Source organism: Streptomyces sp. NPDC107517, from assembly GCF_055582645.1.
In genome coordinates this window covers 858,606-884,977 of record NZ_JBVJPM010000001.1, presented here as the reverse complement: position 1 = coordinate 884,977, position 26,372 = coordinate 858,606, and the positions used below count along the sequence as shown (strand labels likewise).

Genomic DNA, 26,372 nt, shown 5'->3' with positions numbered 1-26,372 from the left:
CTGGCAGACCCCTTTGCTCAGGAATACGACATCCGCAGAACAAGTGCTCTGCGCCAGACACTACCCACAAAGAGTTATCGCCGGGAGCGTCGACGGCGGGATCGCTCGCGCCACCGGAGGACCTCACTTTCACAGCCCTTGACGCTCCCTCAAGGGATACGACCAGGTCAGAGGACGTTTCCGGGGCGTGGTGGTCGCCTGATAGTCGCGTCCGACGGAGGCTGGAAGTGTCGGCACGCCCTGCCGCACGCCGGAGGCGATCACCATGCGCACCACCACCACTGCCCCCCGCGGGCGCGTCTACCGCCGCTGCGGCTGCCGAGACATTCACCGTCACCAGCTCGGCGCGCGCTGTCCACGGCTGGTCACGGACAGCGAACACGGCACGTGGACCTTCGCCGTCGACACCCCCACCCCGGATCACCGCCGCACGACCATCCGCCGCGGCGGCTTCCCAAGCCAGGACAGCGCAGAGTCCGCGCTGCTCAGATTCCTCGAGGGCGAGGCGGGCGGGTTCGACGCCGACCCGAACCAAACCGTCGCCGACTACCTAAACGCCTGGCTCTCCGCCAAGGACCTCGTGTTGAAGCCGACCACCATGGCCCGGTACCGGGACTATGTCCGCAACGACCTCATCCCCGGCTTTGGCAGCCTCAGGCTCGAGGAGCTCGGGCACCGGCACGTCGCGGCCTTCGCCAACAGCCAACTCGCCGCCGGCCGGGGCAAAGTCACCCTCGCCAGGTGCCTGGCCACCCTCTCCAGCGCCCTCGGCGACGCTGTCCGCCAGCACCGCCTCCCCCACAACCCCGCCAGTCCCCCGGTCCTGCGCCGGCCACCCTCACCGGAGCGGCGGATCTGGACATCAGAGCAAGCTGCCCGCTTCCTCGCTTACTGCCACGAGGCTGACCCCTATATGGCGGACCTGTTCGAGGTGCTCATCGGCACCGGCATGCGCAAGGGTGAGGCCCTCGGCCTGCACTGGGACGACGTGCACCTCGACGAGGGCGTCCTCTACGTGCGCTGCACGCTCTCCGCCATCGACAACAACCGCCTCGTCCTCACGACCCCCAAGACACGGTCGAGCCGCAGCTGGGTCGCCATCTCACCCCGCGTCGCCGCCGCGCTCCGACATCGGGCACAAACGGCTCCTCGCACCCACAGCGATGCTGCCGATCCGTTCGCCGGGCTCGTCTTCTGCCAGCCCGACGGCCGCCCACTCGCACCACAACTCGTGCTCGACCGTTTCCACCGCCTTTCCGGCGGAGCCGGCGTCCCCAGAGTCACAGTTCACGACCTGCGACACCTGGCCGCCACCATCACCATCACCGCCGGAGTCCCGCTCACCGTGGTCTCCAAGACCCTGCGGCACTCCACCCTGTCGACCACGGCGAACCTCTACAGCCACCTCACCCAGCAAGCCGCACGCGAAGCCGTCGACACCATCGACCGCACCCTCACCCGGGCCACAACCACCGGCCTTCCAGCGGACCGACCGACGGGGCTGCGACCACCACGCGACCACATCCGCAGCCTCCGCGAAGCCCTCCGCCGACTGCGCAACCCCGCCTCTCACGCCTTCAGCACCGCCGTGAACCAGCCGCACCCAAGGCGTGCGACCACACCGCGACCACCACGCCCCGGAACACACGAAAGGCCGCCCTCTCGATCACGAGAGAACGGCCTCCGACCTGCGACAACACAAGTCGGGACGACAGGATTTGAACCTGCGACCCCTTGACCCCCAGTCAAGTGCGCTACCAAGCTGCGCCACGTCCCGGTGCTCGTCTGACCTGGGCTTTCCCCTGGCCGAACGCGCAGAGAAACCATACCGCACTTGGGCCCGTGGTCGCGCACGCCTTTCCCGACAGCCGCCGCTCGACGGATCACCCTTGACCTCAAGCTGGCTTGAGGTTGCACGCTCCTGTCATGACAACGACAGCGGCACGTACAGCAGCGGCCTCCTACTCCTACGAAGGCCTTCCCGCCCTCATGGAACGCATGACCGGCGACGAGAAGCACGGCCCCGCGGCGACCTCCACCCTCGATGTCCTCTGGGTGCTCTACGACCGCGTGCTGCGGGTGACTCCCGACGGCGTAGGGGATCCGCAACGTGACCGGTTCCTGCTGTCGAAGGGCCACGGCCCCATGGCGTACTACGCAGTGCTCGCGGCGAAGGGCTTCGTGCCGGTGGAGTGGCTGCCCGGCTTCGGGTCGTACGACTCCCCGCTCGGGCACCACCCGGACCGGGTGCTCGTCCCCGGTGTGGAGATCGCCAGCGGGTCCCTGGGGCACGGGCTGCCGATCGCCGTCGGAACCGCGCTCGGACTCCGCGCGCAGAGCCTCCCGGGGCCGGCGGTCTGGACGCTGATCGGCGACGCCGAGCTGGACGAGGGCAGCAACCACGAGGCCATCGCCTTCGCTGGGCCCGCCGCGCTCGACCGGCTCCACACCGTCGTCATCGACAATTCCTCGGCCAGCCACGCCCGGCCCGGCGGCATCGCCGCCCGCTTCGAAGCGGCCGGCTGGTCCGCCGCCACCGTCGACGGCCGCGATCACGAGGCCCTGTACGAGGCCTTCACCGCGCCGCACCCGGGAAGCCCGCGCGTAGTCGTCGCCCGCGTGGAACCCAAGAACGCCTGAGCCGCGCTCCGCCCCTCCCCCCTCCTGATCTCCGTTTCTCTGCCCCTGCTCTCTCTTGTCTTCCACGGAAGGACACCCACGTCATGGACACCATGCGTGATCGATTTGCCCCTGTCGTCTCCCGGCTGCTCGACGAGGACCCCCGGGTCGCCGTCGTCCTCGCGGAGATCGGCAAGGACCGCTTCGTCGAGGCCGAGCGCCGGCACCGGGACCGGGTGATCAACGTCGGCATCAGGGAGCAGCTGCTCATCGGGACGGGCGCCGGTCTCGCGCTGACAGGGCTGCGGCCCGTCATGCACACCTTCGCCAGCTTCCTGGTGGAGCGCCCCTTCGAGCAGGTGAAGCTCGACCTCGGACATCAGGACGTGGGCGGAGTCCTGGTGAGCGCCGCCGCCTCCTTCGACTGGCCGTCCGGCGGCTTCACCCACATGGCGCCGGGCGACGTGGCACTGCTCGACACCCTCGACGGCTGGACCGTGCATGTGCCGGGCCACCCGGACGAGGCCGAGACGCTCCTGCGGCACGCGGTCGGCGCCGGTGACGACCGCGTGTATGTCCGCCTCTCGGTGCAGTCGAACAGGGAGGCACTCGCCGTCGACGGGGAGCGTTTCCTGACCGTCCGCGAAGGCCGCGGTGGTGTCGTGATCGCCGTCGGGCCGATGCTCGACGCGGTACTCGCCGCTACAGAGGGCCTCGACGTGACCGTGCTCTACGCGACGACGGTGCGACCCTTCGACGCGAGGGCGCTGCGCCGTACCGCGGGTGCCGCCGACACCGCCGACGTGGTGATCGTCGAACCGTATCTGGCGGGTACGTCGACGGCGGCCGCCAACGACGCGCTCGCCGATCTGCCCCACCGGGTGCTGGGGCTGGGCGTGGGCCGCCGTGAGCTGCGCCGGTACGGACAGATCGAGGAACACGTGGCCGCACACGGCCTCGACCCCGCATCGCTGCGGGAACGGATCAGCGGCTTCCTCGGTGCACGGGCTCGCGGCTAGCGGGGGCCTTGCGAGGGCTCCCGCCGGGCACGGTGCTGTCCACCCGTATCAGGCCCCTGATCGCGGGCACGGAGAGCAGGGCCGCCGCCACGAGGACGGTCGTGACGCCACCGGCGATCAGGACGTGACGGGTGCCGAAGACTCCGGCCGCGGGGCCCGCGAGGGCCTGGCCGACCGGCGTCATCGCCAGGGAGCCCGCGACGTCGTAGGCATGGATGCGGTTGAGGACGTCGCGCGGGACCTGGGTCTGGATGCTGGTCGCCCACATGACGCCCCAGAACGACATGCCCGCCCCCGCGACCACCGCGCCCGCCGCCATCCACTCCACACTGAACCCGGCTCCCACGGTCGCCGGGAACAAGCTGAACCCGAACAGCGCGACGGCGCCGGCGCGCAGCATCCGGCGAGGGCGCAGCCGCAGAGCGAAGACGCCGCCGATGACCGTGCCGAGGCCGAGCGCCGAGTTGACCAGCCCGTAGGCACGCGGACCGTGCTCCTGGACAACCTGCGTGGCGATGAGCGGAACGGCCGGACCCCAGGCGGCGATCATCAGTACACACCAGATCGCTATGACTCCCCAGAGCCACGTGCGCGATCTGAACTCCCGCCACCCCTCGACGAGATCGGCCCGGAACCCGCTGCCGCGGACCGCCTCGGCGCCGGGCTGAGCCGGCGGCAGCCGGAGCAGCAGCAGACACAGGGCGCTCAGCCCGTACGTGCCCGCGTGGGCGGCGAAGACGACGCCAGGCGAGGCGAACGCGACGAGCAGGCCGGCGACGGCCGGGCCCGCGAGCTGCGCCACGGACTCGGCCACGCGTATCGCGCCGTTCGCCGCCTGCACATCCGCGGCAAGGCGCGGGACGGTGCTGGCGACGCCGGGCTGGAAGAGGGCGGACGCCGCGCCGTTCACCGCGCCGATCACGCAGATCTCCCACAGCACCACGTGCCCGGAGAAGAACATGACCGCGGCGAGGGACTGGGTGACGAGGCGCGTGACATCGGCGCCGATCATCAGCAGCCGCGTGCTGAACCGGTCCGCGAAGACACCGCCGAAGATGACGAGCCCCGCGAAACAGGCAACAGAGGCGGCCATCGCGAGGCCGACGGCGCCCGCGCCGTACCCGTGCTGGAGCAGGCCCGCGGCGAGCGCGACCGGCAGCATGGTGTCACCCAGCTTGGCCACGGCACGCGCCGAGAAGAACAGTCCGAAGTCCCGCGACCAGATCCCCGCGCGCTGGCCCCCGCGTTCACCAGGGCCGAGGCCACCGCCTTGACGCTCACTCATGGCCGAGCTGTCAGGCTCAGGCCCGAATGAGCCGTCACGCGCACTCCGGGACGATTCCTCACCTGGGCCGACCCCGGGTCTGGGCGTCACCCCCGCGCCGGCACCAGGATCCAGCCCCCCAGCCGAACCCGCCACCCCGTCCCGTGCTTCTCCTGACCCTGCCCCTGAGCTCGAACTCGACCCCCGTGGCCCTTCCGTCGGCAATCCGCCCATGCCTGCCCGTACCCTCCCCGGCGGCGCGGCGGCCCCTGTAGCTCCCGCGTCCCCACCCCTGCCGGATCATGCCACGCAGCACTGACATCGCCCGGGGAATATCAGCCCGTCGGCTCCGGTGGACCCAACTCCGGGTGGGCATCCAGGAGTCGGCCCGGGGCCGCCTGGCGCCAGGAGTCGGTGAGGATGTCGCGCAGCTCGTCGCTGTCGTCGAGGGCCGCGAGCCTCACCCGCACCCACGCGAAGCCCGCTTCGTGGTCCGCGATCCAGAATTTCTTGGGCTCCGCGAGAACCAGCTCGTCGCGCTCCTCCTTGGGACAGCGCACCGCGATGGAGGTCTCCTCCTCGGGCATCGTGGCGAACATCTTCCCCGCGACCCGGAACGTCGGCATGCTCCAGGCGATCTTCTCCGTCACCTCCGGCAGGCCAAGTGCGATGGAACGTACGTCGTCGGCGTCTTGCATGAAGGAAACCGTAACCAAGCCCACTGACAACCGCCGGTCGGACCGCATACGCGGGACAGTTCCGTCCCCCGGTTCGGGCGTGACGGGCTCCAGGTCGCGCGAGGTCCCCATACCCGCGCAATAGCGGACAGCCGGCCCACCACCTCAGGCGCCACCAGCACCGGCCCCGCGAACCCTGCCGGCCGATCCACCAGTTCAAGCGCCCCCGGCGGCGCCGGGTCCCCGTACCCCGCGAACAACGGCCAGTCGCCCCACCAGTTCCAGCGCGACCAGGCACCGCGCCCCGCCCCACCCCGCCCCCTCCGCCCGCGGACGAAGACCGGCCCGCCCACCCGTTCAAGCGCCCGGCACCAGGCCCCCTGAGCAACGGACAACCCGCCCACCACTCCAGACGCAACCTCCGCCGCCCCCGCGATCGGCAGCCAACCGCTCCACCGTTTCGACGGCGACCGTCAGCCGGGCCCCCGCGAGGCGATCGTCAGCCGGCCCCCGCGAGGCACCCGCCCCCGTTCCCCGGCGATCGCGGCGCCCCCCTCCGCACCCCCGGCCCGTTCCGACCCATTGACCCCTCTCCGCACGGAACCTACGCTGAACGACGCCATCGGGAAAGCGCTTTCTAAGCTTCGGCTTCCAGGCGTTCCGGCATTCCCGCAGCACTCACCGCACGCCCGAGTCGGCCCACCGGCCAACAGCCCAGGGAGCGCCATGAGTTCTACGAGTTCCGCCACACCCGTACCGTCCGGGAGACACGGGCCCCCCGCGCCCACCACGCGAGACCCGCGAGACCCGGGAAAACCGCACCGCTCACGCAGCCCTCGCAAGGGACGCCGTCCGTGCTCGCCCTGGACCGTCCTCCTCGCGTTGATCGCTCTCGTCGTCGGTCTCGGTCTGGCGACCCCGCCGCGCGCCGAGGCCGCCGCTTCGTACCGCGTGCTGGTCTTCTCGAAGGTCACGAACTTCGCCCATGACTCGATCCCGGCGGGCGTCGAGGCGATCAAGAAGCTCGGCAGTGAGAACGGCTTCGAGGTCGAGGCGACCGACGACGCCACCGCGTTCACCGACGAAAATCTCGCCCGTTTCAAGGCGATCGTCTTCAACAACACCAACTCGACGCCGGAGACGGGCGATCTGCTCGACGCCGCCCAGCGTGCGGCCCTGCAGAAGTACGTCCGTGGGGGTGGTGGCTGGGTCGGGCTGCACTCCGCGTCGGCCAGCGAGCGGGACTGGGGTTGGTACGAGGGGCTCGTCGGAGCCATCTTCGACCAGCATCCCGCCGTGCAGACGGGCCGGATCAAGGTCCTCGATCACGCGCACCCGTCCACGAAGGGGCTTCCGGAGCTCTGGGAGCGTACGGAGGAGTGGTACAACTGGCGCACCAATCCCACGGGGAAGGTGCACACGCTCGCGCAGGTCAAGGTGCGTGACGGGGTCACCGGGCTCGACGAGGGCGTCGATCATCCGTGGTCGTGGTGTCAGAACTACGACGGGGGCCGGTCCTGGTTCACCGCGGGCGGGCATGCCAAGTCGGCGTTCGAGGAGGCCGGTTTCCTCCAGCACATCCTGGGCGGCATTCAGTGGGCGGCCGGTGAAAAGCCGGGTGACTGCTCGGCGACCAGGACCGGCAGCTTCCAGCGGACCCCGCTCGCGACGGCCGACCTGGCCGATCCGTTCGAGCTGGCGGTGGCGCCGGACCGGCGCGTGTTCTTCATCCAGCGGACCGGCAAGTTGAAGATCATCGACCAGGAGTCGCTGAAGGTCACCACGGCGCTGGACCTCGCTTACACGCCCGAGATGACGAGTCAGTCGGACGGTCTGCTGGGGCTTGCGCTCGATCCGAAGTTCGGGGACAACCACTGGCTCTATCTGCTCAACTCCGACAAGACCGAGAAGCGGATCAATCTCTCGCGGTTCACGGAGTCGGGCGGCAAGGTCGACCCGGCGTCGGAGAAGCGGCTGCTGACCGTGCCGACCTGGCGGGGCGAGGGGCGCGCCAACTCCCATATGGCGGGGTCGATCGCGTTCGACAGCAAGGGTGATCTCTACATCGCGACGGGTGACAACACCGACCCGTTCGCGTCGGACGGGTTCAATCCGATCGACGAGCGCGAGGGCCGTCGTGCCTGGGACGCGCAGGGCACCGCGGGCAACACGAACGATCTGCGGGGCAAGGTGCTGCGGATCACTCCGAAGGCCGACGGGACGTACGGCGTCCCTGAGGGGAACCTGTTCGCGCCCGGCACCGACAAGACGCGCCCGGAGATCTACGCGATGGGCTTGCGCAACCCGTTCCGGATCACGACCGATCCGGTCAGCGGTGCGCTGCTGGTCGGTGACTACGGTCCCGACGCGCGCAACGCGGTGGCCGACCGCGGTCCCGAGGGGACCGTCGAGTTCAATCGCATCACCAAGGCGGGGAACTTCGGCTGGCCGTACTGCGTCGGCGACAACACCCCGTTCAACGACTATGACTTCGCGTCGATGAAGTCCGGGGCGAAGTTCGACTGCGGTCATCTGGTGAACGACTCGCCGAACAACACCGGTCTGCGCGATCTGCCGCCCGCGCGTTCGGCGACGGTGTGGTACGCGTACTCCGCGTCGGAGCAGTTCCCGGAGCTCGGGACCGGTGGCGGTGGTCCGATGAGCGGTCCTGTGTACGCCTATGATCCCGCGAACCCGAACAAGACGAAGTTCCCTGAGTACTTCGACGGAAAGTGGTTCAACTACGAGCTGACGCGGCAGTGGTTCAAGACCTTCTCGATTCAGCAGAAGGACCAGACGTTCACGGATCCCCGCTTCGAGCCTGCCGAGGCGGGCGATGTGCAGTCGATCAACTCCGTGTTCTCCGACATGAAGTGGAACCAGCCCTTCGATGCGGACTTCGGTCCCGACGGGTCCCTGTATGTCATCGACTTCGGGCTCGGCAGCGGTACGGGGCGCGGCGGCAGCAACGAAGGCTCCGGTATCTACCGGATCGACTATGTCGGCGACAGCCGGCTGCCGGACGCGCGGGTCGCGGCGGCGCCGGACAGTGGCGCGGCGCCGCTCGCCGTCACGTTCTCCAGCGAGGGCTCGGGGCTGCCGGACGGCAAGCCGGTCACGTACGCCTGGGACTTCGACGGGGACGGCACCACCGACTCGACCGACGCCAACCCGAAGTACACGTACACGAAGAACGGCGTGTTCACGGCGCGGCTGACGGTGACCGGGCCGACGGGGCTGACCGGTCGTGCCGTTCAGGACATCACCGTGGGGAACACGCGGCCCAAGGTGACGATCCAGCAGCCGCCGAACGGCGGGACGTTCAGTTTCGGCGACACGATCCCGTTCCAGATCAAGGTGACGGACCGGGAGGACGGGCGTCCGGTCGACTGTTCGCGCGTCGTCGTGCAGTCGCAGCTCGGGCACGACTCTCATCTGCATCCGCTGGACAACTACACGGGATGCGCCGGGGAGATCGTGACGGACGCGGGTGACAGCCACGGTCCCGGCCAGAATCTCTACTACGGCATCAGCGCCCAGTACGAGGACAAGGGCGGGTCGGGCGGTGTGCCCGCGCTGACGGGGTCGGCGTCGCTGACGCTGCGCACGTCGTTCCGTGAGGCCGAGCACTTCACGAAGACGGGCGGCGCGCACGACGGCGTCGTGGTCGCGAGCCGCGCGGACGCGTCGGGGGGCAAGCGGCTCACCGAGATCGAGAACGGGGACTGGGTCTCCTTCGATCCCGTGCATCTGAAGGGCGTCGACTCGGTGACCGTGGGCGCCGCGTCGGGCGGGATCGGCGGCGACGTCGAGTTCCGCGCGGGCTCTCCGACAGGCGAGCTGCTCGGCAAGGTGTCCGTCCCGAACACGGGGGACTGGGGCAACGTGGTTTCCCCCACCACTCAACTCGCGGACTACGAAGGCACGTTCCCACTGTATGCCGTCTTCACCAACCCGCAGTGGAGCGCCGACAAGCCCGACCTGTTCGCGGTCGACTGGCTGCACTTCAACGGGCCCGGGGTGGAGAAACGCACGGGCGCCAAGGTGAAGGTGACCGCGACGCCGGAGGCCGGCGCACCGCCGCTGACCGTCGCGCTCAAGGGCACGGTGAAGCTCCCGGAGGGTCGTACCGCGGCCTCGTACCACTGGAACTTCGGGGACAACGGCAAGCCGAGCGGTACGGAGGGCGCCGATGCCCAGCACGCGTACGCGCGCGCGGGTGCGTACACGGCGCATCTGACCGTCACCGACGACAAGGGCGACACGACCACCGGCTCGGTCCGGATCACGGTGAAGTGAGGGGTGTGGGCAATGAAGAGCAGCAGAAGGGCCTTTCTCGGTACGTCGTTGGGGCTCGCGGCAGCGGTCGGTACGGCGCTGCCCGCGTCGGCCGGGCAGCGGCGGCGTATCCCGCGCGGCGGCATCGGCATGCATCTCTACACGATGCGTGACGTCCTCGCGACGGACTTCGCCGGCACCGTGGAGCGGCTCGCGGAGATCGGGTACGCGACGGTCGGTGTGAGCGGGCGGCACGGGTACGGGGCGGCGGACATCCGGCGGATGCTCGACACGGTCGGCCTGCACGCGGTCCTGGAGCATGTCGCGTATCAGACGCTGACGGGGAGCGGGCTGCCGCAGGCGCTGGAGGATCTGCACACTCTGGGCGCCAGGTGGCCGGTGGTGCCCAGCCTGCCGGGCTCGATGCACAGTCCGGCCGGATACCGGGAGGCGGCGAAGGAGTTCAACCGGATCGGGGCCGCGTCACGCGAGGCGGGTCTGGGCCCGGTCCTGTTCCACAACCACGACGGCGACCACGACGTGAAGGACGGGGAGAACCTGTACGACATCCTCGTCCGCGAGACCGATCCGCATCTGGTCGCCTTCGAGCTGGACGTGTACTGGGCGTCGAAGGGCGGGGCTGATCCCGCCACGTACTTCGTGCGGCACCGGCGCCGCTTCCCGGCCCTGCATGTAAAGGACATGGCGCCCGACGGCGGGTTCGCCGACGTGGGGTCGGGGACGCTCGACTTCGCCGCCATGTTCGACGACGCGCAGGCCGGCGGCGTGAGGCAGTGGCTGGTGGAGCACGACACTCCGAAGGATCCGTTCGCGACGGCCCGCAACAGTTACGAGTATCTGGCGGCGCTGCGGTACTGAGGAGTGCGTCCGGGATCCCGTGCCTCGAGGCGCTTGTAGAAGAGCGTCGTGGGGTGCGGGGTCCCTGTCGGGTCGGTCGCGAAGTCCGGAATCACCCCGGCGCGCGACCAACCGGTGGCGCGGTAGAGGGTTTCTGCGGGCGAGTCCGTCTCCGTGTCGAGGACGAGGAGTCTCACGCCCGCGTCGAGCGCCGCGTCCTCCAGGTGAGTCAGGAGGGTGCGGGCGAGGCCACGGCCGCGCGCCGCGGAGTGGACCATCAGTTTGGCCACCTCGGCACGGTGGCGGCCGTTGGGCTTGTCGGTGAAGGCGAGACTCACGGTGCCGAGGCAGCGGTCGCCGTCGAGTATGGCCCAGACGGCGAGGCGGCCTTCGATGACGGCCGGTGCCAGGCCTCTCCACCATGCCGCGGCCTCGCCGTGGGCCAGGGGCGCCAGGAAGCCGAGGGACGCTCCGCCTGCCACGACGTCCGCGAGCAGCTCGGCCAACAGGCCAGCGGAGTCGAGGAGTTCGGCTGCGGTCAGACGCTGCGGAATCATGGCTCGACCACCACCAGCGCGTACCGTACGGGTTCCGGGCCCGGGCAGTGGAAGCGCGTCGGGCCCCACAGGCGAAAGCGCACGCAGTCGCCGGCGCGCAGCGTGTGTTCCCTGTCCCGGACGGTGATGTCCAAGGTTCCTTCGAGGACCCAGATGTGCTGTTCGAGGCCGGGCACGGGTGGTCTGTCGTAGGCCAGATCGGCGTCCGCTTCGAGGCGGCACTCGACGACCTCGGCGCGCAGTCCTGCCTGCGGGGGCGACACCGAGCGGCGCACGAATCCGGATGCCGCGTCGGTCCACACCGTCTGTTCGTCGGCGCGCACCACCTGGGCCGGCGCGGCCTCCACCTCGCTGAGGAGCTGCGACATGGTCCTGCCGTGGACCGCGCAGAGCCGGTTCAGGAGCGAGGCGGTGGGGCTGATCTCGCCGCGTTCGGCCCGCGACAGGGTGGAGCGGCTGACCCCGCTGCGGTCCGCGAGCTCGCCCAGGGACCAGCCGCGCTCGGCGCGCAGCGCGGAGAGTCGGGCCGCCAGGCGGGCGTCGATCGGGTCGCCCTCATCGTCCTGTTTCATATCCGGCACGATATCTCAGATATGAAACAGGACGAAGGTGAGGTGAGCCGACAGGGGACGAGCAGTCGCCGAGTCCTCAGTCGTGTGCCGAGACCGCCCCCAGAAGTTCGCGGATGCGGCCCGTCGCCGTGCGGAACTCGGGAGTCGCGAGCGTCGCCGCGTAGTCCCGCTCGGCGGGCAGGCCGACGTCGATGATCTCGGTGACGGTGCCTGGGCGCGGGCTCATGACGACGACGCGGTCCGCGAGGTAGACGGCCTCCGCGATGGAGTGGGTCACCAGGAGGACGGTGGTCCGGGTTTGCCGCCAGATGCGGTTCATCTCGACGTTGAGCTGCTCGCGTGTGAGCGCGTCGAGGGCGCCGAACGGCTCGTCCATGAGCAGGACGGGCGGTTCGTGCAGCAGGGCCCGGCACAGGGCGACCCGCTGTTGCATACCGCCCGACAGTTCGTGCGGATACGCGTCCTCGAAGCCGGTGAGCCCGGTCATCCGAATCAGTTCGTCGGCACGCACGCGTGCCACCTCGGTGGGCATGCCGCGCATCTCCGCCTGGAGCAGGATGTTGCGGCGCGCCGAGCGCCACTCCAGGAGGGCCGCGCGCTGGAAGACGTACCCGATGTCGTGGCGCGGGCCGCGCACTCGTTCGCCGTAGAGGCTGACCTCGCCGGACGAGGGTGTGAGCAGTCCCGCGACGAGCTTGAGGAGCGTGGACTTTCCGCAGCCGGACGGTCCGACGATGGCGACGAACTCGCCGGCTGCAACGTCGAGGGAGACGTCGGTGAGCGCGGTGACGTCCTTCTTCTTCGTGCGGAAGCAGACGTCGACGTCCGCCGCGCGCACGGCGGCCCCGACGTGTGCGCTCGCTCCGCCAGCCTTCTTCAGTGTCGCGTCCTTCGGCATGGTGCAGCTCTCCTTGTGGGCTGTACGGGGCGGGTGCTCAGCCCTTGATCCCGTTGGCCGAATCCCAGTAGTCCGCCACCGGCTTCGGGCTCTTGACCATGCCTGCCTGGGCGAAGACATCGATGGTCTGCTGCCAGTCGGCCTCGGTGTTGGCGCCGGGCGCCTTGCCCTGCGTGGCGTCCGTGTGCAGGAGGGTCAGGGTCGTCTTGAACTGCTCGGAGAGCACAGTCTCCGGCGGGAGTTGCTCGGAGGCGCCCTTCATGGAGGCGACGGCGGGCTCGGGGCTCTTCTCGGCGGCGGCCCAGGACTCGCTGACGGCCTCGACCATGCGCTTGGCGAGATCGCCCTTGCCCTGAAGGGTCTTGGGGCCGGCGATGAGGCCGTTGGAGTAGAAGTTCAGGCCGTGCTCGGAGAAGCGGAGGTACGAGACGTCCTTCTTCGCCTTGTCCTGCATGGTGGGGCCCTGGTCGCTCGCGTAGCCGAGGAGGGCGTCGGTCTTGCCCGAGATGACGGCGGCGATCTTGCCGGCGGGGTCGGTGTTCTGGACCTTGACGTCCGACTCGGCGAGGCCGTTCTTCTTGAGGAAGATGGGGAACGTCTTGGACAGCGCGTCGCCCGCCGTCCCCGCGATGGTCTTGCCCTTGAGGTCCGCCGGGGACTTGATGTTCTGGCTCGCGAACGACTGCACCGACGCGGGCGTCGTCTGGAGGAAGACTCCGAGGCTCTTCACCTTGACGCCCTGGTCCACGCCCGCGAGCACAGCGGGGGTGTCGGCCCAGCCGAAGTCGGTCTGGCCCGCGCCCGTGGCCTGCACGGTCTTCTGCGAGCCCTGTCCCGCGCGGATGTCCAGGTCAATGCCGTGCTTCTCGAAGATCTTCTGCTTCTTGCCGTAGTAGAACGGCGCGTGTTCGCCGTACGGGTACCAGTTGAGCGTGAGGGTGACCTTGTCGAGCTTCTTGCCGGAGTCACTGGTCGACGTGGAGCCGGAGTCGTCGCCGCAGGCCGTCACCGTGAGGGCGACGAGCGTCAGGGGGACGAGACCGGTCAGGAGTCTGCGCGCGTGCATGGGGCGGCCCTTCTCACGGCGGTCGATGGGTGGTCCGGGGCGGTTCCCGGGAATGCCGGCGTTCAGTACGCCGTGGTTGCCGCGACGTCGCGGCGGCTCGCGTGCCACGGCAGGAGCAGCTTTTCGGCGATCTCGACGAGGACGAAGAGCACGACACCGATCAAGGACATGACGAGCAGTCCCGCGAAGAGCATCGGGGTGTCGAGGTTGCCGTTGGCCTGGAGGATGACGTAACCCAACCCCTCGTTCGCGCCCACGAATTCACCGACGACGGCGCCGGTGACGGCGAGCGTGACGGCGACCTTGAGGCCGGAGAACAGGTGCGGCAGGGAGGCCGGGAAGCGGATCTTGCGGAAGGTCTGCCAGGGACTCGCGCCCATCGTCGCGGAGAGCTGGAGCATCTCCGGGTCGACGGCCTTGAGTCCGGTCACCATCGAGATGACGACGGGGAAGAACGCGATGAGGACGGCGATGAGGATCTTGGGTGCGATGCCGAAACCGAGCCAGACCACGAACAGCGGCGCGATCGCGATCTTCGGGACGACCTGGGCGAAGAGCAGGATCGGATAGAGGGTCTTCTCGACGGTCGACGAGTAGACCATGATCACGGCGGAGAAGATGCCCACGCCGACGGCGATCACGAAGCCGAGCAGCGTCTCGTACGTGGTCACCCAGGTGTGCTGCCAGAGGTAGTCCGGCTTGTCGAGGATGACGTCGAGGGTCCGACCCGGCGACGGCACCAGGTACGGCTCGACCAGCTCCGCCGCGGCGATCACCCACCAGGCGACGAAACAGACGACGAGCAGCGCGACGGGGCGCCAGCTCCGCTCGGCCACGTCCGCGGCGCGCCGGCGCAGGCCGGGCGCCTGACGGTCGGCAACTCCCGCCGTTTTGACGGGAGTTGCGGGCAGTGTGCTCTGACTCACGATGAACTCCTACGAATCGGGAGGCAGTTGAGGAGAGCTGAGGTATCAGACTTCGCGAGGTAACGGAACAACAGGTAGAACGGCAACGAAGGGGAGAAATCGCTTTCAGAAAGCGCTTTCTGGTAAGATGTCAGCCACGCTAATGACTCGTGGAGCACAGGGTCAATAGGCCGTTCCGAAGTTTCCTGCGACCGGTGCCGCGACCGGAATCCGAGGGGGCAGATTGACGTCCTCCCCCGCTGAAGCAGGGGGATTCCCAGCTCACTTTGCCTGGCACCTAGCAGGTGGCAGGGCTTACAAGATCAGCACTAGCCGGGTTGAGACCAGCCCGGACGAGCATCACGCGGGCGGAGTTCTTGTCCCTGGGGGACACAGTTCCGCACGCGGTGCACGTATACGTTCTCTCGGAGAGAGGCAGGCGATGCTTGGCTCTCGCATCGCAGTGCGCACAGTCCATGGTGGTGTACGCGGGGTTGACGAGGTGCACGGTGCGGCCGTGTTTACGGGCCATCTCGACCAGGGCGCTCTTGGTCGCGCCGATCGCAGCGTCAGCGGCCTTGCGAGCCATCGTCGACTTCGCCAGGAACTTCGGGCGGAAGTCCTCTACCGCCAAGGCGTCGTGGTCGCGGACCACACGCTTGGCCCACTTGCGGGCGGTGTCCTGACGCTGCCGGGCCACCTTCTTGTGCAGCTTCGCCGCCTGCTTCTTGGCGCCCCTGTAGCCGTTCGAACCGGGCTGGCCCTTCTTCGGCTTCCTGCGGGCCATCATCCGCTGGTAGCGGGCCAGGCGCTGCGCGGCCTTGTGGCCATGCTCTGGATGGGGGAGGTCGTAGTCGTCGGATGTGGTGGTCGCGGTCTCCTTCACACCCCAGTCGATGCCGATCACGCAGCCGGTTTCGACAAGCGCCTGGGTGCTGGTGGCGACAACGAACGAGGTGTACCAGTGGCCGAGGCTGTCGCGGTAGACGCGCACGCTGGACGGCGGCTTGGGCAACTCACGCGACCGCACGACCGTCGCCGCGATGCCGCCGGCGAGATGCAGACGGCCGTCTTTCACCCGGAAACCGCGCTGGGTGTAGTTCAGGCTCGGGTCGACCTGATGCTTCTTCTTGTACTTCGGCATACCGGCCCGCTGCCGTATCGGCAGCCGGTCCTTGATGTCTTTCAGTGCCTTCGCGCGGGACTTCGCGAAGTCCCGTATCAACTGCTGCTGCACAACGCTGGAGCCCTCACGCAGCCACGCGTTCGCGGTGCGGGCCGCAGTCAGCATCTTGTCGAGCTGCGCCGGGCCACACGTTGTCTTCTCGCCGGTGGCCTTGTTGTGCAGATGCACGGCCTTCGACTTGGCCACCGACTCGTTCCACACCCAGCGACAGCGCGCCCACTCCGCTTCCAGCGCGCGGACCGCCGTGGACGACAGGCGCAGCCGGAAAGTGTAACGGGCGTGCCCGCCACCTGCCGTCGACGCTCCGGTCGTCATGAAGCACAACCTATCTGGGAGGACTGACAGTTGAGAACAACTGATCTCGCCGGGGTTCCTCATCATCACGCGCGGTGGACGCCGGATCGCCCTGCCGGCAATCCGGCTTTCTCTGCCCTGCTCTCCAGGAGTCCGATACCTCCGCGACCCAAAGGCCGGCGCATCCTCGGAGGAATCCGGTGAGCGAACCGCACGGGCACCCGCAACAACCGCACGTGACCCTCGACGCGGTGGCCCGCACCGCGGGGGTCTCCCCCGCGACGGCGTCCCGCGCCCTGAACGGAACCACCCGCGTCCGCGACGACCTGTTACGCCGGGTCCGCGCCGCGGCCGATGAACTCGGCTACATCCCGAACGCCCACGCGCAGGCCCTCGCCAGCGCCTCCAACAACACCGTGGGCGTCATCTGCCACGACGTGGGCGACCCCTACTTCGCCGCGATCGCCAGCGGCATCATGGCGCGGGCCGCCGAGCGCGGTCTCCTGGTGATGCTGTCCAGCACGTTCCGCGCGCCCGAGCGCGAGATCGCGTACATCTCCATGCTGCGGGCGCAGCGGGCACGCGCGATCCTGCTCATCGGCTCGGGCTTCCAGGATCCTGCGTGGGAGCGTTCGCTGGAGTCCGAGATCGCTCCCTATCTGCGCGGCGGGGGCCGGGTCGCGGTCGTGAGCCGGCACCGCAGTCTGCGCGTCGACACAGTGCTGCCGGAGAACCGGGCGGGGGCGGCGGCCCTCGCCCGCGCGCTGCTCGGCCTCGGGCACCGGGAGTTCGGGGTGCTCGCCGGGCCCGCGCGGCTGACGACCGTCGCGGACCGGCTGTCCGGATTCCGGGAGGGGCTCGCCGAAGCGGGGGTGCGCCTTGCGGACGAGTGCGTGATCGAGGGCGCCTTCACGCGCGACGGCGGTTACGCGGCGGCGAGCGAGCTGCTGCGCCGGGGCCCGCGGCCCACGTGCGTCTTCGCCGTCACGGACGTGATGGCCGTGGGGGCGCTCGCCGCGTTCCGCGACCACGGACTGCGCGTCCCTCAGGACATCTCGCTGGCAGGCTTCGACGACATCCCGCTGGTCCGCGAGCTGACCCCGCCCCTCACGACGGTGGCCCTCCCCTTGACGGGCATGGGCCGCGCCGCCCTCGACCTCGCACTGCGCGAACCCAGGGGGCCGCGCTCGCGGGTGGAGCGGATCGTGGGCGAGGTGCGGATACGCGCGAGCGCGGGGCGCCGGGACGACCCGAAGGCCGATGGCCCGGCTACTCCGCCGCTTCCCCCAGCGCCTCCAGTACCGGCCTGATCAGCGGGTGCTCCTCCGCTCCGCAGCGCACCGCCGCGAAGACCCTGCGGGTCGGCGCCACCCCGTCGACCGGGCGGACGACCGCGTCGGACAGGTCCATTCCGCGCAGTGCCGAGCGCGGCACCAGGGCGACGCCCGCACCCGCCGAGGCGAGGGCGACGACGGCGCGGAAGTCGTCCGAGGAGTGTTCGACGCGCGGCTGGAAACCGGCGTGCTCGCAGGCCAGGACCACCACGTCGTGGCACGGGTTCCCGGGGAAAGGCCCGATCCAGGTGTCCTTGGCCAGCTCGGCGAGCGGCACCCGGTCGGACGCCGCGAGCCGGTGGCCGGCGGGCAGCACCGCGTCGAACGGCTCCGCGTACAGCGGTACGCGCGTGAGGCGGGCGTCGTCCGCGCCCGGCGCGCCCCGGTACTCGACGGCGACCGCCACGTCGACCTGCCGGTCGAGGACCATCGGCAGGCTCGCGTCGCCCTCGGCGTCCTGGACGCGGATCCGGATGCCGGGCGCCGTCCGCGCGAGGCGGGTGAGGGCCGGGGCGACGACCAGGCCGATCCCGGTGGCGAACGCGGCGACGGTGACCGTGCCGGCCTCCCCCGAGCTGTACGCGGCGAGCTCGGCCTCCGCCCGCTCCAGCTGGGCGAGGACCGCGTTCGTGTGCGTGAGCAGGATCTCGCCCGCCGGGGTGAGCCGGACGCCTCTCGCTCCTCGCTCGACGAGCCGGTGGCCGGTCTCCTGCTCCAGGGCGGTCAGCTGCTGGGAGACCGCGGACGGGGTCAGGTATAGCGCGGCGGCAGCCGCCGTCACGGTGCGGTGGTCGGCCACCGCACGGAGGATGTGCAGCCGCCGCGCTTCGATCATGCGACCGATTCTCCCAAATGTGCCGCCGATGTCCGAACCGGGGGCATGTCCGGCGAATCAGGCCGGAGCCGGGTGGCCGTGAAGGTCACTACCCCGCGCCCCGGCCTGATCCGCAGGACCGGCCCCAGGTCAGCTCGCGACGCCGGCGGACTCGGCGTCGAGCTCCGCGCGCGCCGCGACGAAGGCGTCCACGGCCCGGTTCACGTCCTCGGTGGAGTGCGCCGCGGAGAGCTGGACGCGGATCCGGGCCTTGCCCTGGGGGACGACGGGGTACGAGAAGCCGATCACGTACACGCCACGCTCCAGGAGCAGCTCCGCCATACGGCCGGCGACGGACGCGTCGCCGATCATGACGGGCGCGATGGCGTGGTCGCCGGGCAGGATGTCGAAGCCTTCCTGGCCCATGCGGGTGCGGAAGAGCGCCGTGTTCGCGGCGAGCCGCTCGCGCAGCTCGCCCGCCGACTCCAGGAGGTCGAGCACCTTGAGGGAGGCGGCCGCGATCACCGGGGCGAGGCTGTTGGAGAAGAGGTACGGGCGCGAGCGCTGGCGCAGCAGCGCGACGATCTCGGCGCGGGCCGCGACATAGCCGCCGGAGGCGCCGCCGAGCGCCTTGCCGAGGGTGCCGGTGATGATGTCGACGCGGTCCATGACGCCGTGCAGCTCGGGGGTGCCGCGGCCGCCGGGGCCGACGAAGCCGACGGCGTGCGAGTCGTCGACCATGACCATCGCGTCGTAGCGGTCGGCCAGGTCGCAGATCTCGCTCAGCGGCGCCACGTAGCCGTCCATGGAGAACACGCCGTCGGTGACGACGAGGCGGCGGCGCGCGGACTGCGCCTCCTTCAACTGCCGCTCCAGGTCCGCGAGATCGCGGTTGGCGTAGCGGAAGCGGCGGGCCTTGGACAGGCGGATGCCGTCGATGATCGAGGCGTGGTTCAGGGCGTCGGAGATGACGGCGTCCTCCTCGCCGAGGAGCGTCTCGAAGACGCCGCCGTTGGCGTCGAAGCAGGAGGAGTAGAGGATCGTGTCCTCCTGGCCGAGGAACGCGGACAGGCGCGCCTCGAGCTCCTTGTGGACCTCCTGGGTGCCGCAGATGAAGCGGACGGAGGCCATGCCGTAGCCCCAGCGGTCGAGCGCCTCGTGGCCGGCGGCGATGACCTCGGGGTGGTCGGCGAGGCCGAGGTAGTTGTTCGCGCAGAAGTTGAGGACCTCACCGGGGCGGCCGCCCGCGGTGACGGCGACCGTCGCGGACTGCGGGGTACCGATGACGCGCTCGGGCTTGTGCAGGCCCGCGGCGGCGATCTCGTCGAGGGTGGCCTGCAGATCGTCGCGTACGGAGTCGAACATGGTGACTTCCTTTGAAGAAGAGGTCGGTCAGGAGGTCGGGGCGGGCCGGGCCCGGAGAGTCAGGCTTCCCAGTCGAGGATGACCTTGCCGCCGCGGCCGCTGGCCGCGTCGTCGAAGGCCGCCTCGAAGTCGCGGTGGCTGTAGCGGCCCGTGATCACGGGGGCGAGGTCGAGGCCGCCCTCCAGGAGGACCGACATCGCGTACCAGGTCTCGAACATCTCGCGGCCGTAGATGCCCTTGATCGTGATCATCGAGGTGACGATCCGGGACCAGTCGACGGCGAACTCCTCGGCGGGCAGGCCGAGCATGGCGATCTTTCCGCCGTGGGTCATGTTGGCGAGCATGTCGCGCATGGCGACGGGGTTGCCCGACATCTCCAGGCCGACGTCGAAGCCCTCGCGCAGGCCGAGGTCGCGCTGGCCATCGGCGATGCTCGACTCGGCGACGTTCAGGGCGAGGCTGACGCCGATCTTGCGGGCCAGGTCGAGCCGCTCCTCGCTGACGTCGGTGACGACGACGTTGCGGGCGCCGGCGTGCCGGGCGACCGCGGCGGCCATCAGGCCGATGGGCCCGGCGCCGGTGATCAGGACGTCCTCGCCGACCAGCGGGAACGACAGAGCGGTGTGCACGGCGTTGCCGAACGGGTCGAAGATCGCGGCCACGTCGAGGTCGACGGGCACGCGGTGGACCCACACGTTGGAAGCGGGCAGGGCGACGTACTCGGCGAACGCGCCGTCGCGTCCGACGCCGAGCCCGACGGTGGAGCGGCACAGGTGGCGCCGCCCGGCGAGACAGTTGCGGCACTTGCCGCACACGAGGTGGCCCTCGCCGCTGACGCGGTCGCCGACGGTGATGTCGACGACGTCACGGCCGGTCTCGACGACCTCGCCGACGAACTCGTGGCCGACGATCAGGGGCGCGCTGATCGCCTGCTGCGCCCAGCCGTCCCAGTTGCGGATGTGGAGGTCGGTGCCGCAGATCCCGGTCCTGAGGACCTTGATCAGCACATCTCCGTGGCCGATGCCCGGCTCGGGCACGTCCGTCAGCCACAGACCCGGCTCGGACTTCTCCTTGACCAGCGCCTTCAACGCACCGCTCCCGTCGTCGCACCCCGCGTCCCGGCATGCCGGGACCGGCCACCGTGCGAGGGGAAGAGTGAAATGACAGCACGGACGGGCGCCTTGGTGCGGCTGCGGCGCGCCCTGCTGCCGACGGGAGCAAATCTGCCGTACGGCGGCGCTCTTGGTCCATCGAGGATTTCTTAAGCGCCGCCGCAGGTTTCCTTCAGGCCTCCGCCGGTGGGGCTACGGGTGGACCAGCACGTGGGCGAGTGCCACGCGTCCCGTTCCCGTGAGCTTGATCCGTACGTAGCGGGCCTCGGTGCCCTTGCCGGTGTCCAGGACGGTGGGCCGCAGGGCCTTGCCCGGCACGTGGAGGGTGGTGGCGTCGGCGAAGTCCGCGGTGCGGGCCAGCTGGACGTCGAAGCCGGTCGTGGTCATCGACGTGTTGTTCCAGACCTCGACCTGCCCGACGTCCTGCACGGAGCCCAGGTCGACCTGCCACCAGGCGCCCGGCTCGGACAGGGTGCGGGTGTCGGTGGAGGTGTCGCCGTCGGTCGCGGCGGCCGCGGTGGCGGTGCCGTCCGTGGAGGACTGCGAGGCGGTACCCGTACGGGCGAGGTCGGGGCGCAGCTGTTCGACGCGGCCGTGGCCCTGGGCGCCCGCGGCGGCGGCCACCTTCAGCGCGTCGGCGGGGAGCCGGTCGAGCTTGGTGTGGTTGTCGGTCATGGCCGAGCCGGTGCCGGCGAGTGCGGGTGCGTCGGTGTCGGTCCAGTTGCCGGTGGCGTGGTTGTCGATGCCGTAGTCGGCCCAGTTGGAGACCCACTTGTAGCCGAGGCGGGTGAGGACGTTGCCCTCGACGCGGATGTGGCTGGACTGTTCGTCGAGGTAGATGCCGTTGCCGTCGCGCTCGGTGTTCCCGAAGGCGCTGCGGTTGATGTAGTTGCCGGAGATGACGGTGCCGGGCTGGGCGCCCTGGGTGTAGATGGCGCCGCCGTCGTGCTGCGCGTGCTCGACGCGCATGACGTTCGTGATCCGGTTGTCCGTGATCCGGTTGTCACGCAGGACGGACTTCTGCGCCTCGGGCTGGTTCCAGCCCCAGCCGACGGAGATGCCCGAGTAGGGCAGGTCGTCGAGGGTGTTGTGATCGATGACGGTGGCGGCCTCGTAGCCGGCCCAGATGCCGACGGCGTCGGTGAACTCCACACCCGTGTGGCGGATGGTGTTGTACGCCACCGTGTTGCGCGCACCCGCGAGTTCGGCGGCCGGCATGGGTTCCGTGTCCCCTATGTAGGCCGCTCCGGAGGACAGGTCGGTGAAGCGGGAGCGGGTGAGCTCCGAGTCCTGCGTACCGGCCTCGAACACCACTCCGGCGCCGCCGAGCCGGCTGAACTCGACCTGGTCGACGGCCACATGCCGGCCGCCGCGCACGGTGAGGGCGGCGGAGGGCTTGGTGTAGTAGCGGCCCGCGTGGTCGACGGGGCCGGTGGCGCCGGTGAGGACGAGTCCCGCCTGCATGCCGGCGTAACCCTCGTCGGTGGAGGGCTGGTGCCAGGCCGCGTACTGGAGGGCGATGCCTTCGACGCGCACGTCGTGGGCGCCGTCGAGGACGAGCAGCCGCTCGGTGACGGGGGTGACGGCCCTGGCGCGGCGCATGTCCTCGCCCTTGCGCGGCAGGTACGTGAGGGTGCGGGCGTCCGAGTTCCAGACGAACTCACCCGGCTGATCGAGGAGTTCGGGCGCGTTCTCGAAGTACTTGACCTCCGCGTAGCGCGACGAGTCGACCGCGGTGGTGTCCCAGGCGGGGCCCGTGCGGTTGGTGCCGGAGGCGGAGTTGGTCCAGCAGGGCTGGGCGAAGGTCAGGACGTCGCCGGTGACGGAGTCGATGCGGCAGTGGTAGTTGCGCCAGCGGACGCTGATGACGGCCTCGGCGTCCGTGGGGCGGGCCCAGGAGGCGATGCCGGTGGCCTTCGCGCCGGTCATGCCGGTCTTGGTGGCGTCGCACACGGAGGCGGCGCACGATTCGCCGCGTGCGCGCACGGCCCGTACCCCGTCGACGAAGAGCTGGCGGGGCGTGATGCCTTCGGGGACGTGTGTGGTCCAGGTGCCGTCGGTGTTGCGGTCCCAGCCCGTCAGTGCCCTGCCGCCGGAGAGGACGGGGTGGGCACCTTGCTCGGCGGTCCAGGTGACGGTGCGCCCGTCACGACCGGAGTCGGCCGCGCCGAGTTCCAGTGGTCTGCTCAACGCGTAGGTGCCGTCGGCGAGTTCGACGCGTACGTCGCGGCCTTCGACGGTGCGGGCGGCGTCGCGTGCGCCGTCGAGGGAACAGGGGCGGCCGTGCGTACAGGCGGTGCCGGAACCGTCGGGGGCTGCGTACAGGACGCGGGCCGAGGGGTCTGCGTGTGCGGCGGGGGCGGTGGACAGGAGGGCGGCCGCGGCGGCGAGGGCGACGGCGATGCGGGTGCCGTTCATGGTCGGCGTCAGCTCCAGTCGGGGTGGCCGGGCATGGGCGGGTTGTCCTTGCTGAACAGCCAGTCCTCCAGGAAGGGCCGCAGCGAGGGGTCGTGTGTGACCTGTACCGCGTTGTCGATGAAGTCCTGGGAGTCGGCGTTGGCGTGCCGGTGCTTCGTGAGCCAGGACTTCATGATCGCGTCGTAGTCGTCCTGACCGACCTGCTGGTTGAGGGCGTACAGGACGACGGCGGCCCCGTCGTAGATGTTGAACCCGCCGAGTTCGGTGGGCAGTCCGGGCGGCCCGTCGCTCTTGCGGACGGCGTCGAGCTTCCCGTACGCCGTCCTCATCTTGTCCTCCATGGAGGCGGTGCCGTGCTGGTCGGCCCACAGGGCCGCGTAGTACACGGCGGGCCCCTCGTTCAGCCAGGCGCTCTGCCAGGTGGTGGGCGTGACCGAGTCGCCGAACCACTGGTGGGTCATCTCGTGGACCATGACGTTCGTGTACGTCGTCGACGTGGACGCGTCCTTGAACCAGCCCGGCCCGAACAGTGACAGGGTTTGGTTCTCCAACGCGTCGCTGTAGCCGTCGCGGACGATCTGCATCCCGTAGGTGTCGAACGGGAAGCGCACGCCGAGGGTCTTCTCCAGCCACGCGATCTGGCCGCCGGTCTGCTCGACGATCGGCCGGTACGTGGCCACCTGGTCGTCGGGAACGTAGTGGCGCAGCTTCACTCCGTGCGGACCCTCACCGGTCAGGAGTGTCTGCTTCTCCACGGAGATGCCGAGGAGTTCGGAGGCCATGGGCGCGTCGAGCCGGAAGTCGGAGGTGGTCTTCCCCTCCCCCGCCGGGCGGGTGCCGGTCGCGGTGCCGTTGGCGCCGGGCGTCCAGCCGTCGGGGGCGGTGAGGTGGAACGTCCAGCTCGCCTTGTCCATCGTGGTGTCGTTGACGGGGGCGAACGTGTCGGCGCGGGACGACTGCGCCGCGGAGGCGAACCCTCCGTCGCTCATGTAGCGCCAGCCGGGGACGCCGATGGGCTTGGTCCTGCCGTTGCCGTGATAGGTGACGGCGACCTCGAAGGGCCGGTTGTCGTGCAGACCGCCGGACGGTGTGACGGTCAGCTCCTGGCCGCTCTTGCCCAGGGATACGGCGAAGGCCGCGTCCTTGCCGTTGACCTTCACCGCGTCGACGGCGAGCGAGTCGATGTCGAGGTTGAAGGAGGAGAGGTCCTGGGTGGCCTTCGCGCTGATCTTCATGGTGCCGGTGAAGTCGTACGTCACCGGCGTGAAGTCGAACGACAGGTCGTAGTGCCGGACGTCGTAGCCGCCGTTGCCGAGCGTGGGGAAGAGCGGGTCCCCGACGCCGGCCGCGCCGGGCTTCGGGTCGAACGGGTGCGCCTGCGCGGGCGCGGCCAGGGCGAGGGTCGCGGCGGCCGCGGCGGTGGCGATGGCGGCGCGTACGGTGCGGGTCACTTGCCGGCTCCCTTCTGGGCGGCGTCCTCGAATTCGGAGCGGCACTGCTCGGCGCCCTTGGCGAGGTAGTCCTTGACCAGGGCGTCGTAGTCCTTCATGGACTTGCGTCCGGAGATGATGTCCTTGAGTCCGTCGAGCTTGAGCGTGTAGAGGCTGCCGTACCCCTTCGAGTCCCAGGTCGGCGACGTGTAGTCCAGGTAGTCGGCCCTGACCTGCATCGGAATGAGCTTCTTGTACGCCTCGTGGGCGTAGCCGACGGCTTCCTCGGAGGTCGTGGAGAAGAGCGCCGGGATGCCGGACGCGAGCTTGCCCCAGGGGACGCCGATGTCCTGGCTGCCCCGGTCCGTGAGGACCGGGTTGCCCTGGGCGTCGCGCTTGAAGTCGGTGCCCTCGACGCCGAAGTTGAGGAGGGTGTACTCCTCGGTGCCGAACGGCGCCGCGATGAAGTCGAGGAGGCGCAGGATCTGCTCGACGCGCTCCTTGGGGGCCTTCTTCACGAAGGACTCGCTGAGGGTCGCGTTGTCCGTCCACGTCACGGCGTTCTTGCCGACCGGAACGAAGGGCCGGACGTCGAAGCTCTTGTCGATGGCGGCCATGGCGTCGACGTAACCGCTGGCGGGCGCCAGATAGGCGGGCATGCCGTCATAGACGTACGCGCCCCTGCCGTTCTTGAAGAGGTCCGTGTACTGGGCCTTCTGGGCGCCGGTCATGGCGAGGGTGCCGGGGTAGTAGCAGCCCGCCTTGTAGAGCTTGGCCGCCATCTCCACGGCCGAGCGGAACTCGTCGGTCTCGAGGTCCGCGGTGAACTTGCCGGTCTTCTTGTCCATCGCCCAGAAGTAGGGCGCGCCCGCGGACATGGCGAGCATGCTGGTGGCGCCCGCGATGAGCGCGTACTGCTTCTTCTTCGGCTGCGTCAGCTCCTTGCAGACCTCGAAGAAGCGGTCCAGGCCGGTGATCTGGTCGAGACTGTCGACCCCGACCTCCTTGAACAGGTCGTGCCGGTAGAAGCCGGCGCCGGAGGTGCCGTAGCGGGTGATCGGGACGCCGTAGAGCTTGTCTCCGTAGAGGGCCTGCTGCCACGCGCTCGCCGGGATCGCCGCGAGGTTCGGGTAGGCCTTGACCTTGTCGCCGGACAGGAACGGTGTGAGGTCGGCGCACTCGGCGGCGAGGAAGGCCGCCTTGTGGTCGACGCCGCCGGTCTCCGGATACATGAAGACATCGGCGAGGTCACCGCCCGCGACCATCGTCGAGAACTTCGCCGGATAGTCGTCGGCGGCCACGGCCGTGATGTCGACCCTGCCGCCGAGCCGCTTCTCGATCGCCTGCCAGGCGGGGTTGCTGCCGCGGGCCGGGGCGGGCGGCGCATAGGTCTCGGCGAACGCCTTGACGGTCTTGGCGCCCTTGAGCGGGGTGCCCTCGACGGAGCGGGCCGGGGTCTTCGGGTAGCTGAAGAAGCCGCTGGGCACACCGGCGGCCGTGCCGGGGAGGTCGGCCTTGACACTGTTGGCGGTGACGGTGGACGGCAGCACCTTGCGGCTCTTCGCGGCGGACTTCTCGGCGGCGCCGCCGTCACCGCAGGCGGTCAGCACAGGGGCCGCGGCGAGTCCGAGGCCCAGGCCGAGGGACGTCCTCAGCAAGGTTCTGCGATTGATGGGGGTGGAGCGCGACACGGGGAACTCCTCGGT

20 protein-coding genes and 1 tRNA gene are annotated in these 26,372 nt (G+C 69.9%); 6 read left to right on the top strand and 15 right to left on the bottom strand.

Features of this window, described 5'->3' with window-relative positions; genetic code table 11:
- Positions 1–265: 265 nt before the first annotated feature.
- A complete protein-coding gene (locus tag ACZ67T_RS03715) occupies positions 266–1,738 on the top strand; it encodes a tyrosine-type recombinase/integrase (protein ID WP_469981329.1) in 1,473 nt (490 codons plus the stop codon).
- On the opposite strand, the gene ACZ67T_RS03710 is transcribed toward ACZ67T_RS03715, so the two are convergent.
- Positions 1,704–1,777 (bottom strand) — tRNA-Pro (locus ACZ67T_RS03710). The two genes, ACZ67T_RS03715 and ACZ67T_RS03710, sit on opposite strands and share 35 nt — an antisense overlap.
- Positions 1,778–1,926: 149 nt before the next feature.
- Between ACZ67T_RS03710 and ACZ67T_RS03705 the strand changes: the two genes are divergently transcribed.
- Together ACZ67T_RS03705 and ACZ67T_RS03700 are read left to right on the top strand one after the other, a co-directional pair.
- Positions 1,927–2,640 carry a transketolase gene (locus tag ACZ67T_RS03705; protein WP_469981328.1) on the top strand — a complete coding sequence of 238 codons (714 nt, stop codon included), beginning with the start codon at positions 1,927–1,929 and terminating at the stop codon, positions 2,638–2,640.
- An 83-nt stretch (positions 2,641–2,723) separates the two neighbouring features.
- Positions 2,724–3,638: a transketolase family protein gene (locus tag ACZ67T_RS03700; RefSeq protein WP_469981327.1), complete on the top strand. Its 915-nt coding sequence runs from the start codon at positions 2,724–2,726 to the stop codon at positions 3,636–3,638.
- On the opposite strand, the gene ACZ67T_RS03695 is transcribed toward ACZ67T_RS03700, so the two are convergent.
- Both ACZ67T_RS03695 and ACZ67T_RS03690 read right to left on the bottom strand, forming a co-directional pair.
- Positions 3,604–4,923 (bottom strand): MFS transporter, encoded by a 1,320-nt coding sequence (locus tag ACZ67T_RS03695; RefSeq protein WP_469981326.1) that lies wholly within the window; start codon positions 4,921–4,923, stop codon positions 3,604–3,606. The genes ACZ67T_RS03700 and ACZ67T_RS03695 overlap by 35 nt on opposite strands.
- Before the next feature lie 314 nt (positions 4,924–5,237).
- Positions 5,238–5,600, bottom strand: a complete 363-nt coding sequence (locus ACZ67T_RS03690) for an MmcQ/YjbR family DNA-binding protein (RefSeq protein WP_469981325.1) — start codon at positions 5,598–5,600, stop codon at positions 5,238–5,240.
- Between the two features lie 861 nt (positions 5,601–6,461).
- On the opposite strand from ACZ67T_RS03690, the gene ACZ67T_RS03685 reads away from it, so the two are divergent.
- Positions 6,462–9,878 carry a ThuA domain-containing protein gene (locus tag ACZ67T_RS03685; protein ID WP_469981324.1) on the top strand — a complete coding sequence of 1,139 codons (3,417 nt, stop codon included), beginning with the start codon at positions 6,462–6,464 and terminating at the stop codon, positions 9,876–9,878.
- A gap of 12 nt (positions 9,879–9,890) precedes the next feature.
- Complete coding sequence (locus ACZ67T_RS03680) at positions 9,891–10,736, top strand: sugar phosphate isomerase/epimerase family protein (RefSeq protein ID WP_469981323.1); 846 nt, start codon at positions 9,891–9,893, stop codon at positions 10,734–10,736.
- Here ACZ67T_RS03680 and ACZ67T_RS03675 read toward each other — a convergent pair.
- The 6 genes from ACZ67T_RS03675 to ACZ67T_RS03650 form a co-directional block, all read right to left on the bottom strand.
- Positions 10,706–11,272: a GNAT family N-acetyltransferase gene (locus ACZ67T_RS03675; protein ID WP_469981322.1), complete on the bottom strand. Its 567-nt coding sequence runs from the start codon at positions 11,270–11,272 to the stop codon at positions 10,706–10,708. The genes ACZ67T_RS03680 and ACZ67T_RS03675 overlap by 31 nt on opposite strands.
- Positions 11,269–11,844 carry a helix-turn-helix domain-containing protein gene (locus ACZ67T_RS03670; RefSeq protein ID WP_469981321.1) on the bottom strand — a complete coding sequence of 192 codons (576 nt, stop codon included), beginning with the start codon at positions 11,842–11,844 and terminating at the stop codon, positions 11,269–11,271. The genes ACZ67T_RS03675 and ACZ67T_RS03670 overlap by 4 nt, the downstream gene beginning before the upstream one ends.
- 76 nt (positions 11,845–11,920) lie before the next feature.
- Positions 11,921–12,742, bottom strand: a complete 822-nt coding sequence (locus ACZ67T_RS03665) for an ABC transporter ATP-binding protein (RefSeq protein ID WP_469981320.1) — start codon at positions 12,740–12,742, stop codon at positions 11,921–11,923.
- A 37-nt stretch (positions 12,743–12,779) separates the two neighbouring features.
- The gene (locus ACZ67T_RS03660) at positions 12,780–13,808 is read right to left on the bottom strand and encodes an ABC transporter substrate-binding protein (RefSeq protein WP_469981319.1); all 1,029 of its coding nucleotides are present in this window, start codon (positions 13,806–13,808) and stop codon (positions 12,780–12,782) included.
- Between the two features lie 62 nt (positions 13,809–13,870).
- Positions 13,871–14,734, bottom strand: a complete 864-nt coding sequence (locus ACZ67T_RS03655; protein ID WP_376221825.1) for an ABC transporter permease — start codon at positions 14,732–14,734, stop codon at positions 13,871–13,873.
- A 277-nt stretch (positions 14,735–15,011) separates the two neighbouring features.
- On the bottom strand, positions 15,012–16,214 hold the full coding sequence (locus ACZ67T_RS03650) for an RNA-guided endonuclease InsQ/TnpB family protein (protein WP_469981318.1): 1,203 nt from the start codon (positions 16,212–16,214) through the stop codon (positions 15,012–15,014).
- Positions 16,215–16,429: 215 nt separating this feature from the next.
- On the opposite strand from ACZ67T_RS03650, the gene ACZ67T_RS03645 reads away from it, so the two are divergent.
- On the top strand, positions 16,430–17,503 hold the full coding sequence (locus tag ACZ67T_RS03645) for a LacI family DNA-binding transcriptional regulator (protein ID WP_469981390.1): 1,074 nt from the start codon (positions 16,430–16,432) through the stop codon (positions 17,501–17,503).
- On the opposite strand, the gene ACZ67T_RS03640 is transcribed toward ACZ67T_RS03645, so the two are convergent.
- The 6 genes from ACZ67T_RS03640 to ACZ67T_RS03615 form a co-directional block, all read right to left on the bottom strand.
- Positions 17,463–18,362 carry a LysR family transcriptional regulator gene (locus tag ACZ67T_RS03640; RefSeq protein ID WP_469981317.1) on the bottom strand — a complete coding sequence of 300 codons (900 nt, stop codon included), beginning with the start codon at positions 18,360–18,362 and terminating at the stop codon, positions 17,463–17,465. The two genes, ACZ67T_RS03645 and ACZ67T_RS03640, sit on opposite strands and share 41 nt — an antisense overlap.
- Before the next feature lie 129 nt (positions 18,363–18,491).
- Positions 18,492–19,706, bottom strand: coding sequence for a glycine C-acetyltransferase (locus tag ACZ67T_RS03635; protein ID WP_469981316.1), 1,215 nt, complete (start codon positions 19,704–19,706; stop codon positions 18,492–18,494).
- A gap of 59 nt (positions 19,707–19,765) precedes the next feature.
- On the bottom strand, positions 19,766–20,794 hold the full coding sequence (gene tdh / locus ACZ67T_RS03630; RefSeq protein WP_469981315.1) for an L-threonine 3-dehydrogenase: 1,029 nt from the start codon (positions 20,792–20,794) through the stop codon (positions 19,766–19,768).
- Positions 20,795–21,010: 216 nt separating this feature from the next.
- Complete coding sequence (locus ACZ67T_RS03625; RefSeq protein WP_469981314.1) at positions 21,011–23,236, bottom strand: right-handed parallel beta-helix repeat-containing protein; 2,226 nt, start codon at positions 23,234–23,236, stop codon at positions 21,011–21,013.
- A gap of 8 nt (positions 23,237–23,244) precedes the next feature.
- Positions 23,245–24,687: a M1 family metallopeptidase gene (locus ACZ67T_RS03620; protein WP_469981313.1), complete on the bottom strand. Its 1,443-nt coding sequence runs from the start codon at positions 24,685–24,687 to the stop codon at positions 23,245–23,247.
- Complete coding sequence (locus tag ACZ67T_RS03615) at positions 24,684–26,357, bottom strand: type 2 periplasmic-binding domain-containing protein (protein ID WP_469981312.1); 1,674 nt, start codon at positions 26,355–26,357, stop codon at positions 24,684–24,686. The genes ACZ67T_RS03620 and ACZ67T_RS03615 overlap by 4 nt, the downstream gene beginning before the upstream one ends.
- Positions 26,358–26,372 lie beyond the last annotated feature (15 nt).